General features: G+C 63.6%; 13 protein-coding genes. 2 read left to right on the forward strand and 11 right to left on the reverse strand.

What is annotated here, in order from left to right:
* The first annotated feature begins 5 nt into the window (after positions 1–5).
* Positions 6–410 (forward strand): hypothetical protein, encoded by a 405-nt coding sequence (locus K3F49_RS25165; RefSeq protein WP_234683628.1) that lies wholly within the window; start codon positions 6–8, stop codon positions 408–410.
* A gap of 3 nt (positions 411–413) precedes the next feature.
* Here the strand turns inward: K3F49_RS25165 and K3F49_RS25170 are convergent, their stop codons facing one another.
* The gene (locus K3F49_RS25170; protein ID WP_234683629.1) at positions 414–1,013 is read right to left on the reverse strand and encodes a TetR/AcrR family transcriptional regulator; all 600 of its coding nucleotides are present in this window, start codon (positions 1,011–1,013) and stop codon (positions 414–416) included.
* 145 nt (positions 1,014–1,158) lie between these two features.
* Between K3F49_RS25170 and K3F49_RS25175 the strand changes: the two genes are divergently transcribed.
* A complete protein-coding gene (locus K3F49_RS25175; protein WP_234683630.1) occupies positions 1,159–1,536 on the forward strand; it encodes a tautomerase family protein in 378 nt (125 codons plus the stop codon).
* 29 nt (positions 1,537–1,565) lie between these two features.
* Here the strand turns inward: K3F49_RS25175 and K3F49_RS25180 are convergent, their stop codons facing one another.
* The 10 genes from K3F49_RS25180 to K3F49_RS25225 form a co-directional block, all read right to left on the reverse strand.
* Positions 1,566–2,435, reverse strand: a complete 870-nt coding sequence (locus K3F49_RS25180) for an urea carboxylase-associated family protein (protein WP_234683631.1) — start codon at positions 2,433–2,435, stop codon at positions 1,566–1,568.
* A 44-nt stretch (positions 2,436–2,479) separates the two neighbouring features.
* On the reverse strand, positions 2,480–3,406 hold the full coding sequence (locus K3F49_RS25185) for a CobW family GTP-binding protein (RefSeq protein WP_234683632.1): 927 nt from the start codon (positions 3,404–3,406) through the stop codon (positions 2,480–2,482).
* A gap of 3 nt (positions 3,407–3,409) precedes the next feature.
* On the reverse strand, positions 3,410–4,900 hold the full coding sequence (locus tag K3F49_RS25190; protein WP_234683633.1) for an amidohydrolase family protein: 1,491 nt from the start codon (positions 4,898–4,900) through the stop codon (positions 3,410–3,412).
* Positions 4,901–5,153: 253 nt separating this feature from the next.
* A complete protein-coding gene (locus K3F49_RS25195) occupies positions 5,154–5,687 on the reverse strand; it encodes a 2'-5' RNA ligase family protein (protein ID WP_234683634.1) in 534 nt (177 codons plus the stop codon).
* A 467-nt stretch (positions 5,688–6,154) separates the two neighbouring features.
* Positions 6,155–8,020: an adenylate/guanylate cyclase domain-containing protein gene (locus K3F49_RS25200; RefSeq protein ID WP_234683635.1), complete on the reverse strand. Its 1,866-nt coding sequence runs from the start codon at positions 8,018–8,020 to the stop codon at positions 6,155–6,157.
* Positions 8,021–8,252: 232 nt separating this feature from the next.
* On the reverse strand, positions 8,253–9,671 hold the full coding sequence (locus K3F49_RS25205) for an MltF family protein (protein ID WP_234683636.1): 1,419 nt from the start codon (positions 9,669–9,671) through the stop codon (positions 8,253–8,255).
* Positions 9,672–9,912: 241 nt separating this feature from the next.
* Positions 9,913–10,209, reverse strand: coding sequence for a hypothetical protein (locus K3F49_RS25210; protein WP_234683637.1), 297 nt, complete (start codon positions 10,207–10,209; stop codon positions 9,913–9,915).
* Positions 10,210–10,220: 11 nt separating this feature from the next.
* Positions 10,221–11,006 (reverse strand): DUF2092 domain-containing protein, encoded by a 786-nt coding sequence (locus tag K3F49_RS25215; protein WP_234683638.1) that lies wholly within the window; start codon positions 11,004–11,006, stop codon positions 10,221–10,223.
* A 113-nt stretch (positions 11,007–11,119) separates the two neighbouring features.
* Positions 11,120–11,455 (reverse strand): HdeA/HdeB family chaperone, encoded by a 336-nt coding sequence (locus K3F49_RS25220; RefSeq protein ID WP_234683639.1) that lies wholly within the window; start codon positions 11,453–11,455, stop codon positions 11,120–11,122.
* Between the two features lie 164 nt (positions 11,456–11,619).
* On the reverse strand, positions 11,620–12,912 hold the full coding sequence (locus K3F49_RS25225) for a DUF3300 domain-containing protein (protein WP_234683640.1): 1,293 nt from the start codon (positions 12,910–12,912) through the stop codon (positions 11,620–11,622).
* Positions 12,913–12,929 lie beyond the last annotated feature (17 nt).

Genomic DNA, 12,929 nt, shown 5'->3' on the forward strand with positions numbered 1-12,929 from the left:
CGTTCATGATGCAGGACAATCCGCGAAGCATGGACGGCTGCGATGATTTCTGTCGCACGGCGCTCTCGCTGTTCCGGTTCATTGGCGCAGCCTATGCGACCGGCGCGTCCGATTGCTGGGAGGCCGCCTATCGCTTCGCCGACGAGGCGCCCGGCATTTCCGACAGCCCGCTGCTGGTCGCTCGCGTGGCCGCGCTGGTCAGAATTTTGCGCAGCGGACGTCCCTGCGATCTCTGCTTCATGCCGCCGTCGTGCCGGCGTCTCTCGAAGGACGAGGCGGAATTGATGCGACTCCTGGCCGTTGCGCGCCGCAGGGAGCCAGGTGAACTCAAAGCCGTCATCGATCAGCTCGTCGGGATCGAGCGGGCGAGTGCGGCCACGCAGGCCGTCAACGCGCTTGCGGTCTGCTGAGGCCTAGCGAGCGCCCTTGCCGAGCACGAGGTCGATGGTGTGGGCGGCGATCTTGCGCAACTGAGGCTCGTCACCGAAGGCCCGTTCAAGCACGGCGAGACCGCGCGTGACCGTGATGATGTGCAGCGCTGCGGCCGCCGGGTTGCCGCTGAACTCGCCGCGCTCGGCGCCCGCTGACAAAGTGTCCTCAACCAGCGTGGTGATGCGCGACACCAGGTTTGCAAAGGCCTTCCGCGCGTCTTCGTCGAGCCCCTCGCCTTCGGCGGCGCCGAGCTCCATCAGCCCCCGCGTCGTCGGACAGCCGCGCGGCGGCGAGCCGGAACGGAAATTGGCGATGGTCAGGTCGAAGAATGTCGTGAGGCGTTTGCGCAATGTGCCCGCGCCGAGCGCCTTCTGCAGCGCGACGAGATAGTCGCGGGCGTAGCGCTCATAGGCCTGGAGGAACAACGCCTCCTTGCTGCCGAAGGCATTGTAGAGGCTGCCGCGCTGAACGCCGGCATCGCGCGCGATGTCGGACAGCGAGGTCCCACGCACGCCCTTGCGCCAGAACTGGTCGAACGCGACGCGCAGGACGTCGTCGTGATCGAATTCGCGCGGCCTCACATCATGCTCCTTTTCAACGGTGTATTTGACACGATGTCAAAAAACGTGCTTTCTGGACATCGTGTCAAAAATCAATTGGGATTGATAGCCCGTTTCGTCAATGGGCCGAACGGCCAACTCGCGGCCGCACGTAAAGGGACAGCTGATGCCTCTCCTTCATATCTCTATGCGCGCCGGAAAGCCGGACGCCTACCGGCAGGCGATCCTCGACGGCCTCTATTGCGCGATGCGCGAAACGCTGAATGTGCCCGAGGGCGACGAGTTCATGACCATCAGTGAGCTGTCGCCTGCAAACTTCCGCTGTGGCAACGCCTACGGCGTCAAGCGCAGCGACGACGCCGTGCTGATCCAGATCACCGTCTTCGCCTCACGCACGCCTGAGCAGAAGAAGGCGCTGTATCGCCGGATCGCGGAACTGCTCGGCGACAATCCCGGCATCCGCCCCGAGGACGTCTTCGTCAACGTGCTCGATGCCCCCGCGGAGAACTGGTCCGTCGGAAACGGCGTCGCGCAGTTCGCGTGAGCTTGACGGATCTGCCGCCCTCTTGAGAATTATCGTCCGCCCATCACGCCGTGGCGGCGGTGATACGCACTCGGCGCCGGCCAGGTCCAGCCCTTCAATGTCGTTCGATCCGGCTCGAAGATTTCGATCTTGAGCGGATGGCACGTTGCAACATCGCTGGAATGAGTTGCGCTACAGTCCCCACCGGGACAGGCCGACAACGCTCCGAGCAGGTCGATCTCCGCGAAAAACTCGATGAAGTCGCCGGGGCGGACCGGACTCGCCTTCATGAAATACTGGTGGGTGTCCTGCGTGAAGCCGGTACACATGAAGACGTTGAGCACATCGTGGACATGATGCTCCACTGCGGCTGGATCGAGCTTCAATGCGGCGGCCAGCGCGCGGGACAGATTGGAGTGACAACAGAAATCGTAAGCCGTCCCGTTCAGCAGGAGATTGGTGTAGGGATCGCAGCGCGTGCCGATGACATCGTGAATGCCGGCGCCATCCGCGTCGAAGCCGTACCAGCCCAGCGTATCGTGACTGATGGTCGCCATCGGCCGAAGATAGGGCATATTGCTCCACAGCCGGTCGCCGGCGCCGACATGTGTGCCATGGAGCGCCCGCGTCTTGCCGCTGAAGAAGCGCTCGGCGAGATCGTCCGCGTTCCAGAGATTGAGATCGCCGACCTGCGGGCCTTCGATGCTGACGATGCGGAAGAACTGGCCGCGCGCCACACGAAAGGCACGGGCATCGCGTGGCGGCACGATCAGCTCGTGTGTCTTGACCATCGACTGCCGCGCGGACTCGAGCGTCGCCATATCCGGCCCGGGCATCGTCCTGGCCGGATAGACGATGGCCGGCTTGGCTGCGCGCCGCGACGCGGCGTCTGTGGGTGCTGATGGGATCATAGACGACATGCCAGGCTCATTCCCTGTGGACTGCGATCCATCCTATCGCCATCTCATCCACTCGCAACGCACCCCTCCATGATTCCGTCGAGCTCGGCCTTGGAGAGCACCCCGAGCTCGGCGATAAAGACGATCCGCGCGCGCGGCACGCCTTCGGTCGGCGCGTCGCCCGGCGCCAGTGTCGCGCGGCCGCCGGCGAACTGAAACACCATCAGTCGTCCGGGCTGCTCGACCGTCTCAAACAGGCCCTTTGCGCGCGCAAGCTTCGGCGCCAGCTTGCCGATCGCCTGCTGCAGGCGCGGCAGCGAGAGCGGCCGGTCGGAAGTCCAGCTCAGCGTCGCGAAGCGTTCTTCTGCCGGCCGTTTCGGCCCCGGCTCGCGCGGTGCCGGCGCGCGATCGTTCGCGGGAAACAGCAGCGCGGACGGAATCTCGCCGTGCTTCGCATCGACCACCAATGCGGGGACGCGCTGCGCGCGGATGGCCTCGCGCACACGCGCGCCCGCGCCTTCGTCCGCCAGATCCAGCTTGCTCAACGCCACGATATCGGCGACGCGCAGCTGCGACCGCCGAAGCGCATCATCGAGGGCAGAAGGCGGCGTTGCTGCGTCCATCACGCAAAGCACGGTCTCCAGCGGCGCCTCGCGCAGAATCACCGGGTCCATCAGATTGCGAACGATGTCGGCGGGGTCGGCGACGCCGCTGGTCTCGATCACGATATACTCGGGCTTCGGATCGCGCCGCAGCAGCGCCGAGAGCGTGCGCAACAGATCGCCTTCGAGCGAGCAGCAGATGCAGCCATTGGCAAGGCTGACCACGCCGTCGCTCGCACCCGCAATCAGCTCTGCATCGATGTTGATCGCGCCGAAATCATTGACGATGGCGGCGATCCGCCGTCCGTCCGCGTTTGCCAGCAGATGGTTGACGACCGTGGTCTTGCCCGCCCCCAAAAAGCCCGTCACCAGGAGCACGGGGATCGGCATGGCTCAGCCTCCGACGACGGGACGGCGCACGGGCCGGCCGGGCCGCGCCGCGACGTCGAGCACGCCATCGGTGATCAGCACCTGGCCGCTCACGACGAGATGCCGCACGCCTTCCGACGGACGGTTCATCGCAGTGAAGGTCGCGCGGTCCGAGAGCTTCTCGTAGTCGAACACCACGATGTCGGCATCGGCGTCCTTCGCCAGCCGGCCCTTGGCGCGCATCGCGGGCGTGCTTTGCGACAGGATCTCCGCGGGGATCAGCGCGCATTTGCGCACGCCTTCCAGCAGCGACACGGTCTTGCGCTCGCGCACCCATTCGCGAATGAATTTTGTGAAGCAACCGGCCGAGCGCGGATGCGAGGTGGCGTCATCCGGCAGCGGCCAGGCGTCGCCCTTGTAGGTGGTGCCGTCCGGCAGCGTCCACGGCATCGCGTCGGACGCGATCGCGCCGCCGGGATAGAGCACGGACATGTCGAGGAGGTCGCGGTGATGCGCATTGTTCTCGGTGTCGAGAATGTGCCAGAGCACCAGCGAGGACGGCTCCTCGGCCTGGGCCTTGAGCAGCTCCTCGCGGTCGTGGAAGCGATAGCCGTCGGTCACGCGCTGCACGGAATCGTAGCCGGTGCCGTTGCGCTCGACGAATTGGGGATCGCTGAAGAACGCCGCCGCCAGCACGGTCGAGCCGGTGCCGTAGGGATAAGCCTCGACCGTGATCGGCAGGCCCTGCGCCTGGGCCTTCTCGATCAGCACGCGGCAGCGTTCGATGTCGGTCTTGCTCGACGAATTGAAATGGCAGATGTGCATGTGCGCGCCGGTGGCGCCGGCATAGCCGATCAGGCGGATATAGGCCTCCGCGGCGCTTTCGGGATCGATGCGCGACATGTAGGCGACGTGGGTGAAGGTCGGCACGTCCTGCTTGGCGGCGAGCTGGCACACCGCGGTCAGCTCCTGGACGCCTGCGCCCGGCGCATAGGCGTTCAAGATGCCGATGCCGATGCCGCCCTCATTCAGCCCGCGTCCGAGGCGATCGAGGATGCCGGCGACCTCCGCCTCGGTCGCGACGTTGTCCATCCAGCGGCGGTCGCGCATGGCATTGCCGAACGCTTCCAGCGAGCTTTCCGCGTTGGAGCCCGTCATCGCACCAATGCGCGCAAAGGCCCAGTTGGTGGCGGCGCCATAGTTCAGCACGCGGCCTCGCCTGGCCTGGCGCTCATACCAGGAGCCAACCGGCAGCACCCCGGCCTCGAGGTCGAGCGTCGTCGTCACGCCGTCGAACGCCTGCATGCGGTCGGCAGGGATCGACTGGCCATGGGCGTGCAAATCGATGAAGCCGGGCGCGACCACGAGCCCGGTCGCATCGATCACCCGCTCGGCGCCGCCGAGCGAGGAGCCGACCGCGGCGATCTTGCCGTCCACCACTGCCACGTCGCCAACGGCGTCCATTCCGTTCGCTGGATCCACCACCCGGCCGCCAGAGATCACCAAACCGCTCATATCGTCACTCCGCCAAGCAAATCACCCCAACCTCCGAAGGTCCGGCACCGGTCCCGGAGGCATTCGTGGCGCATAGAGACAGATTTTCGGGACGACGACCACCGCCGCGGATGCCGATGCATCATGCTGGCATCGGGAGGCCCGGCCGTGCGGTCGTAGCCTCGCGGCATGTTTTTGCCCGAGCTATGCGCCGGCTGGCACCCATAAAACCCCATGCGAAAAATGCGGCGCCCAGTTATGAAGCGACGACCAACTACGACGCCAATCTGCGCTCGGCGACGATCCGTACCGGCGGAAATACAACGCAATCCACCACGTCGAACATCACTGCGATGTTGCGATCGAACGCCTGAGCGAAGGCAATGGCATCATTGCGCCGCTCGTCGGCGATGGCAGTGCCCAGCGTACAATGCGGGATCCATGCGCCCGGCCGGTAATGAGGACGACAATGTGCTGGATCGATTGCCGCGCTGACAGCGCCATGGATGCGAGCCAGGGCCTCGTCGACCGCCGGCTCCCCCCAGAGGACAAGCGGAGAGCCTTCGAACCACCGAATTCGCTTGAATTGGATCAGCAATTGCGTTTCGCCGGCGACGGCGGCCAGCATGGCGTCCCACGCAACCTTTTCATCGATCGCGGGCCCGTCGTAGATCGCAAACGTGAAATGCGGACGGTAGCCAAGTGCACGCATCGACGCCTTGGGCTCGAACGCGCCGACCTGATCCCACAGCCGCTCGATCTCGTCTGCCGAACTGTTGTCAGCTCGAATGTTGATCGCCAATGCCATAGGCTCACCCCGCGAGTGGAACAATCAAATCGAGATCGAGGGACGGTGATTTCGTGACATGGTGCGCCATTCAGAATAAAACTGCGAACTCATATGTATTTGAGATTCAGTTGTAATTTCCCCGCAATGCATGCGGCACCCGGCGGGTGCCGCATGGAGGGGATCGAAAACAGGCGACCCTGCTCCCCGTGTCAGCCTCCCACAACACATGCAGATCCCCGCTCCGAGAACTGCGTCGCTCAAGTCTTCGATGGACGAGATTGGCCGCCGCGTCCAGTTGGGTGTCTTTTCATCGCCCTGAAGGGGCACACTTTCAGCCTGCTCGTCCGTCATCGTGTGTCACAACATTCTCGAACGAGCGTGGGTGGCCATATCGCAACAGCGAATGCTGGCTCGGTTGATGATCGCTCGACTGGACCGATACCTGCCAACACGATCTGATATGCAGCAGCCGCGCCGAAGGGCAACTAGCCAAGTTGCTCGTCCAAAAGCTCGTAAACCTTCGTTTCAACCGCCATGCCCTTCGCCACCACTGCATCGACATATCGACAGCGGAAGCTCTGCTTGACGCGCACATAGACGCTTTCGCTGACGAGAATCTGGGTGTTGTACTGCTTGTTCAGTCCTTCCAGCCGGGCAGCAAGGTTTACGACGTTGCCAAGCGCCGTGTAGTTCATGCGTTCGGACGAACCGAGATTGCCTACGACGGCTTCCCCGACATGAATCCCAAAGCGGGTGTAGAAGGCAGGCAGCCCTTCCGCCTCGAACTGACGGTTGATCGCCTCATTGGCCGCCTTTGCCTGCAACGCGGCGCGGCAAGCCCGCTCGCAATGATCGCTTTGAGGATTGGGCGCGTTCCAGAATGCCATGACGGCGTCGCCGATGAACTTATCGACGGTGCCGCCCTGCGACATGACCACGTCGGTCAATGCCGTGAAATAGCGCGAGGTTTGCTGCATCAATAGATCGGGATCGGCATTTTCGGCGATCGTGGTGAAGCCGCGCACGTCGGTAAACAGCGTCGTGATTTCCTGCCTGATGCCGCCAAGCTCGGTGGAGATCGAATTGTCGAGGACGCCGCGCACGATCTCGCGAGGGGCGAGCCGGGAAAACGACCAGATGGCGCGCTGGGATTTGTGTATCGTCAGGCCGAGCCTGTCCAGTTCTTGGATAAAGGATCGAATCGAACTTTTGGGCGGCGGCGCCATCGTCTGCAAGCGGTCTGCTTCGGCCGTAATCCGGCCGATCGTCGTCGACATGCGCGTGCCGAATATCCATGCCGCCGGAATGAACAGGGCACAGACAAGCAGCGCGAATATCCTGGCTTTTCGGTCAAGCTCCCTGATTCCCTCGACGAACTCGTCTGCAGGTGCAACCAGCAACACATTCGCCGCAAGGTTCGAACCGAGCGCAATAGCTTCGAGGCGAGCAAAATACTCCCTGCCATCCTTCCAGGAGAGCTTGCGCCAATATGGGCTGCTCTTGTCCCAATCCGCGATGATCCGACCTTCAAGCGTATCGTGAAGGTCATTTGCATTCGGGAGTCTCTGCCCCGTCGCGTTCGTCGATGACCGCTCGAAAAGTGCCGCATATTTGGGATGTACGATCAGCGTGCCATGGTCGTCAAAAATCAAGAGATACCCACTCTTGCCGAACTTCATCAGCGGCGCTGATCTGCTGTAGCTGTCGAGCTTGAGGTCCAGTCCGACCACGCCGTGCGCCTTCCCATCGAACGGCACGCTGAAGGTGATCATGGGAACGCCCAGGTTGAACGAGAGATAGGGTGCAGAGGTGATCAACTTGCCGGCCGCGCGGGCGTCCATATACCAGTTGCGTTCGCGCGCATCGTAGCCGCGCTGCGGGATCTCGATCTGCGCGATCCGGTCGCCGGTCTTGTTCTCGAACACCCGCGTCGTTGGCAACTCCTGACCGTTCGCCCATTGCGTCGTCGTCGTCGCGTACACCGCGTCGGAGGGCCCGCCGACGCGGTCGCGCTGGGCTCCACTCAGCCCGTCCAACCGCTGCACCTGAAGCCAATAACCGTCGTCATAACCGACATAGATACTGTCCAAGGCTGGCCATTGCGCCAGATTTCCCTTCATGAGCCGCGCGGTCGGGCTCGCATCGCCAGGGTCGGACGAATCCATGATTGCGGGGCTGAACGACAGCGCTCGCGTCATGCGCGACAGCATTTCGATCTGGAGCTGGAGCGAGGAGATCGTCGCGCGGCTCGCCGAATCCATGGTCGAAGTCGCAGCGTCCTCGGTGACAAGATCGAGCGTCCGGATCTGGACGAACATCAGCAGCGCGGCCAGAAGGCCGATGATCACCATGACACAAGCGGTGAGAGTGAGGCGAAAGCTCATCATTCACCAGGCCGGTTGCCGTTCGAGAGCATGGCATGCGCCCTTACTGCCGCCAGCGCGGCCTACCTAACCCGACCTGCACGCAAGCATCCCGAGAGCGGCAACAGAGCCTTTGTCGGTGCCGCTCCTGCCAGCCTTCATTCTCATGTCCTCGTTTTCCGGGCCTGCGATCGCTGGGCGATGACACCGGGACACCTGCCTATTTCTGCGATGGATCGGCGGTGGCGCTGGCCGGCTGCTCCTGCCGCAGCGCGGTATAGGCCACGTAGTATTTGTAGATCTTGCCAACGTATTGAACGGTCTCGTGACCGACGATTGCGGCCGCACAGTTCTCGACGTTGCCGAACCAGATGGTCGAATCAAAACCGTGCTTGCTCGCATAGTCGCGGAAGCGCTTGAGATTGCCCGGCCCCGCATTGTAGGCCGCGAGCGCCATGAATACGCGTTCGCGCGGGTCCACAACCGTCGCGTCGACATAAGTATCCGCGAGGTAGCGCAGATACTTGGAGCCTGCATGGATGTTGGTGTCGGCGCTCGCCGCGACGCCGGTGATCTCGATCGGCTTCCCCTTCGCCGTGCTGGGCTTGATCTGCATGATGCCGGTGGCGCCGGAGGCATTGTGGCAGGCTTGATCAAGCTCGGACTCCTGATACCCCTGCGCCGCCAGCAACACCGGGTCGATGGAATATTCCGCGCCGTACTTCCGGAAGGATGCGCGCAATACCTTGAACTTCTCCGCCTCGGAATGAGCCAGTGCATTCTTCAGTGGCTTCGCCATCTTGAAGTACCGCGCCCTCAGATCATTGCCGAACTCCGTACCGATCTTGTGCGTGCTGACGAATTCCGCGAGCTCCTTCTTGAGCCCCGGGCTATCCTTCCGGATCGCCCAGGCAATGTCGCCGCCTTCGTTGATCGCAATATCGTCGCGCACCGTCAGACCCGTCAGGAGGCCGGCCCAGGCTTGCGCCTTGAAGCGGTCCACGACCGCCCAAGGCAACAGGCCGGCGCTCACCATCTCCAGCAAATCCTCGTCCTCGAGATTCCTGTCGACCGGCTTGACGACGATCGGCTCCAGCCCCTTCGCCTTGCGGTCCGCATTGAGCGCATTGAGGTGCTCGAAATAGCTGCTCGATTCCCTGAGCTGGATCGTCTTTCCGCCGAGATCGTTCAGCGAGCCAACGCTCGGAGCCGCGGATCCGGTCACGAGCACCTCGCGAACACCGGTTGCCCAGGGATCCGCGAAGTCGACCAGCTTGCTCCGTTCCGGCGTGATCGTGAGCAGACCGGCGGCGATGTCACCCTTCCCGGCGGCGAGGTCGCTCAGCAGCCTGTCGCGCGGCGTGGGGACGAAGCCGACATAGATCCTTTGCTTCTTCAGACCGTGTCGCTTGTTCAACCAATTTTCAAACTCGGCACCGAGTTCGGCCTCGAAGCCGAGCGTCTCGCCCTTGTCGATGAAGAACGACGTCCTGTCGGTCGGCACCAGAATGCGCACATGCTTGCGCTTCAGCATGCCGTCGAAATCACCCTGCCAGGCCTTCAGCGAGGGAAGCGCCAGAACCTGCGGATCGGCCACCGCAGAACCGCTTGCAAAACCCAGGGCCGCATACGCGCTCATCAAGACTCCCGCCAAACGCCGTGCGTTCGGGCGAACGAGGTAACCTGTCATTGCTCAAATCCAAAATATCTGCGCCGCAAAAAAGAGAAGTCTGATCGGGATGTCCGCCTGTCCGAGAGGTGCCGGAGATGCCGCTCCCCGGATGGTACCTCCCGCCGGACAGGGACGTCAGCACCAACGTCGATCTCTTCCGAGCTCCGGCCGGCAACCCGACCGGAGCATTTCATGCCGCCCACTGCGCCTACGGACAAACCGTGTAGACACGACCGTAGGTGTCGACGCGCTGGACGCAGGCCGGTGCGACGACCACGGGCGCAGCCGCCGCGGCTCCGACGGCCGCTCCGGCCACCACCGCGCGACGGGTCGTCCGGCGCGCGACGCCCGCATAGCTCAGGGGCGTCAAGGGACGGCCAATCACAGCCCCGGCGGTCGAGACCACCGGCGCACCGGCCGTCAACAGTGCTCTCTCGTTGCCGAGCAGCGTGACGCTCCCCGCGGCGATCGCGAGGGTGACGATGGCAATTCTTCCCAATCTCATGTTCGAGCTCCTTACTTCTTGGCCGCGCTGAGCGCACCGGCGGGGACTTCGTCGAAGTCGCCGAGCTTTGCGAGATCAACCTTGTTGGCTCCTGCCGGAGCCTTGAAAGCGAACGCATCGGGGCCGAACGCGACGTCGGTCTTCCAGTCCTTGATGCGGATCGTGTATTGCGGAGAGCCCCCGACTGCCTTGCTGGTGATCACGTATTTCCGGGGTATCGGCCGATCCCCGGCCTGCACCCACAATTGCCAGTCGACGTCGGCGTTGCGGAACGCGAGATGCTCGCACTCGACGCCGTCAACGACGCCGCGGCCGATGTGCGCCGCCTCGATCACGCCGTCCATCAGTGCGGAGAACGGGTCGGCGCCGAGGAGGTCGGCCGCGGGCAGGTCAGCGCCACGGCTTCTCAGCTGGTCGACGACCTCGTCGATCGAGCCCTTGAGGTCGGCCTGGGCGTAGAGGTTCGCGTGCTTGCCGAGCAGCGACACGGCGGAGCCGTCCGAGACGAGCTCGACATCGGCATAGCCGCCGGTCCTGGTGGCGCGGATCTTGTCGGGCCGGCTCAGCGAGAGCTGGCCGGAGCTGTCGAACTGGATCTTCTGCACTTGCGGCGTGACGACCTCGATCTCCGTGTCGTACGTCAACGATATGTTCTTCTGGCTCGCGACATAGCTCGACATCGCCTTCAGGATTGCCGGCGCATCCTGCGCGCCGGCAGGCGAGGCGCAGGCTGCTGCGGCAGCCATCACGGACGCAGCCAACAGCCTGCGCGCGGGTAGAACAAAACTCGACGACATTATTGTCTCCTTGTTGCTGAACGATCATTCGGAAGGACGTCCCGTCGGACGTCCTTCGCATCCGCCGATGGCCGCGCCTGGTTGTTTCATCGCGGGTGGCGCGGCGATGCGTGCTACTTCTCGTTCTTGAAGAGCGTGTCGATCGCCTGGATGACCTTCAGATCGGGATGTGCCTTGCAATAGACGATCACTTCGTGCTCACCGGACTTCGCACGGGTGATGTGCGCGTAGTGTTTCTTCGCAAGGCCGTTGTACCAGCCGCTATACCAGGCCGCGAGCATGTCGGCATCTTCCTGATAGGTGCCCGCGAGCTGCGCGCAAGTCAGCGTCTGGACGTCGATAAAGCCCTTCGCGTCCTCGTAGGCGGACAGTGGCGTTTGGGCCTGAGCCGCCGATCCGGCGAACGCAATCGTGGCCACAGTAGCAGCAAGAGCGATGCTTTTCATCATGTAGTCTCCAATCATTGTGTCATGCGGATCCGGCAAGAAACATTTCCGCCGGGCCGCGTCCTGTCGTCTGAAGTTGCAATGAACGTCCGTGCCTACCCGATCTCCTTTCATTCGCTCCGGTTTCATCAGGATCAATGAAATCGGCGCAGCAGCCCTCGGCCGGATCAGCGCCGGCGTCCACCTCCATGGAATCCTCCACCGCCGTGGAAACCTCCGCCACCGTGGAAACCTCCGCCACCGCGGTGGAAACCACCGCCTCCCCGCATGCCGCCGCCGCGCATCGCAGCCGGCCGGCCGCCACCCGCATGTCCGCGGACGTGCGTGCGCGTTACGCTTCTATGCGAGATCGCGGCGCGATTACCGCCCGTACGGGCGCGAGTGACGCTCTTGCGGCTGGTGCTGCGGGACACGCTGGCGCCGCGATGGCCGGCGCGTTGCGAGACTGCCGTCCTGGCCCGGCCTGCACCCGCGTTCGAGAACTTGCCGCCGGGGCCACCGGCGCGATTGCGCAGCGCCTCGCGCGCGGCAGGGGTGTTGCCGCTGCCGAAACGCCTCGCCACGCCGGCATCACGATAGGCAACGCCGCCGCGGTGAGCGGGGTTGTGGGCCCAATTGTTGTTGACGATGTTGGCGCGGTTGAACTGGTTGTAGCGGTTGACGTTGACGTAGACGTTGCGGTTCCACCAGTTGCAGCCGCCCCAGATCGCGGCCCCGACGGCCACGCCGGTGGCAAAGCCGATCACACCCGCGGCGACATAGCCCGGCGGATACCAATAGAACGGCTGATAGGCAGGATAATCCCAGGCACCGTAGACGACGCCGGGATCGTAGACCGGGACATAGTACATGTCGGGATCCACCGGTTCGATCGAGATCGCCTGCTGCATGCCGGATGGCGCTGTCACGCCGGCGGGAGGCGCACTCGTCGTCACCTTTTGCTGCGGCGTCGACTTGAGATTGCCTGCGGCCTCGGCGCGCTGGCGCAGGGTCTGGACTGCGGCCATCACATCCTGCTCCTGCGCAAGGAACGCATCGCCAAGCTGCTGGGTCCAGTCGAGCTTGTCGTTCATCATCTGAAGGACTTGCGGCACCGATGTGAGAGCCTTGACGCTCGGATCCCACGACTGCTTCTGCATGGCGTCTTCGAGCGCCTTGCCGGTGACGCCCTTGTTGTCCTGCGACCAGCGCGCTGCTTCGACGACTTCCAACGGATAGGTCGATGCCATCAGGATCTGCGACAGCAATGCGTCGGGATAGAGCGCGATCGGCGCGACCAGTTGCTGAATCTGTCCGTCCGAAAGCTTGGCGGCCGTCGGAGCTGGTGCCGGCGCAGCCGTCTGATCCTGCGCCGGCTTCTGGTCCGCAGGGGCCTGCGCCAGCGCAGCGGTTGCAAAAGTCAGACCCATGACAACGGCAAACGCTGCATGGAAAGCCACTTTGATTGCGGATCTCGGCATCATACCTCCTCGCCTTC

The sequence above is a fragment of the Bradyrhizobium monzae genome, from assembly GCF_021458635.1.
Lineage (GTDB): Bacteria > Pseudomonadota > Alphaproteobacteria > Rhizobiales > Xanthobacteraceae > Bradyrhizobium.

Excerpts from the sequence above, each read along its gene's own strand:
- K3F49_RS25190 (WP_234683633.1), bottom strand. The coding sequence starts at position 4,900 with ATGAGCGGTTTGGTGATCTCTGGCGGCCGGGTGGTGGATCCAGCGAAC.
- K3F49_RS25200 (WP_234683635.1), bottom strand. The coding sequence starts at position 8,020 with ATGGTGATCATCGGCCTTCTGGCCGCGCTGCTGATGTTCGTCCAGATC.
- K3F49_RS25165 (WP_234683628.1), top strand. The coding sequence starts at position 6 with ATGATGCAGGACAATCCGCGAAGCATGGACGGCTGCGATGATTTCTGT.
- K3F49_RS25225 (WP_234683640.1), bottom strand. The coding sequence starts at position 12,912 with ATGCCGAGATCCGCAATCAAAGTGGCTTTCCATGCAGCGTTTGCCGTT.
- K3F49_RS25175 (WP_234683630.1), top strand. The coding sequence starts at position 1,159 with ATGCCTCTCCTTCATATCTCTATGCGCGCCGGAAAGCCGGACGCCTAC.
- K3F49_RS25210 (WP_234683637.1), bottom strand. The coding sequence starts at position 10,209 with ATGAGATTGGGAAGAATTGCCATCGTCACCCTCGCGATCGCCGCGGGG.
- K3F49_RS25215 (WP_234683638.1), bottom strand. The coding sequence starts at position 11,006 with ATGTCGTCGAGTTTTGTTCTACCCGCGCGCAGGCTGTTGGCTGCGTCC.
- K3F49_RS25185 (WP_234683632.1), bottom strand. The coding sequence starts at position 3,406 with ATGCCGATCCCCGTGCTCCTGGTGACGGGCTTTTTGGGGGCGGGCAAG.
- K3F49_RS25205 (WP_234683636.1), bottom strand. The coding sequence starts at position 9,671 with ATGAGCGCGTATGCGGCCCTGGGTTTTGCAAGCGGTTCTGCGGTGGCC.
- K3F49_RS25180 (WP_234683631.1), bottom strand. The coding sequence starts at position 2,435 with ATGTCGTCTATGATCCCATCAGCACCCACAGACGCCGCGTCGCGGCGC.
- K3F49_RS25220 (WP_234683639.1), bottom strand. The coding sequence starts at position 11,455 with ATGATGAAAAGCATCGCTCTTGCTGCTACTGTGGCCACGATTGCGTTC.
- K3F49_RS25195 (WP_234683634.1), bottom strand. The coding sequence starts at position 5,687 with ATGGCATTGGCGATCAACATTCGAGCTGACAACAGTTCGGCAGACGAG.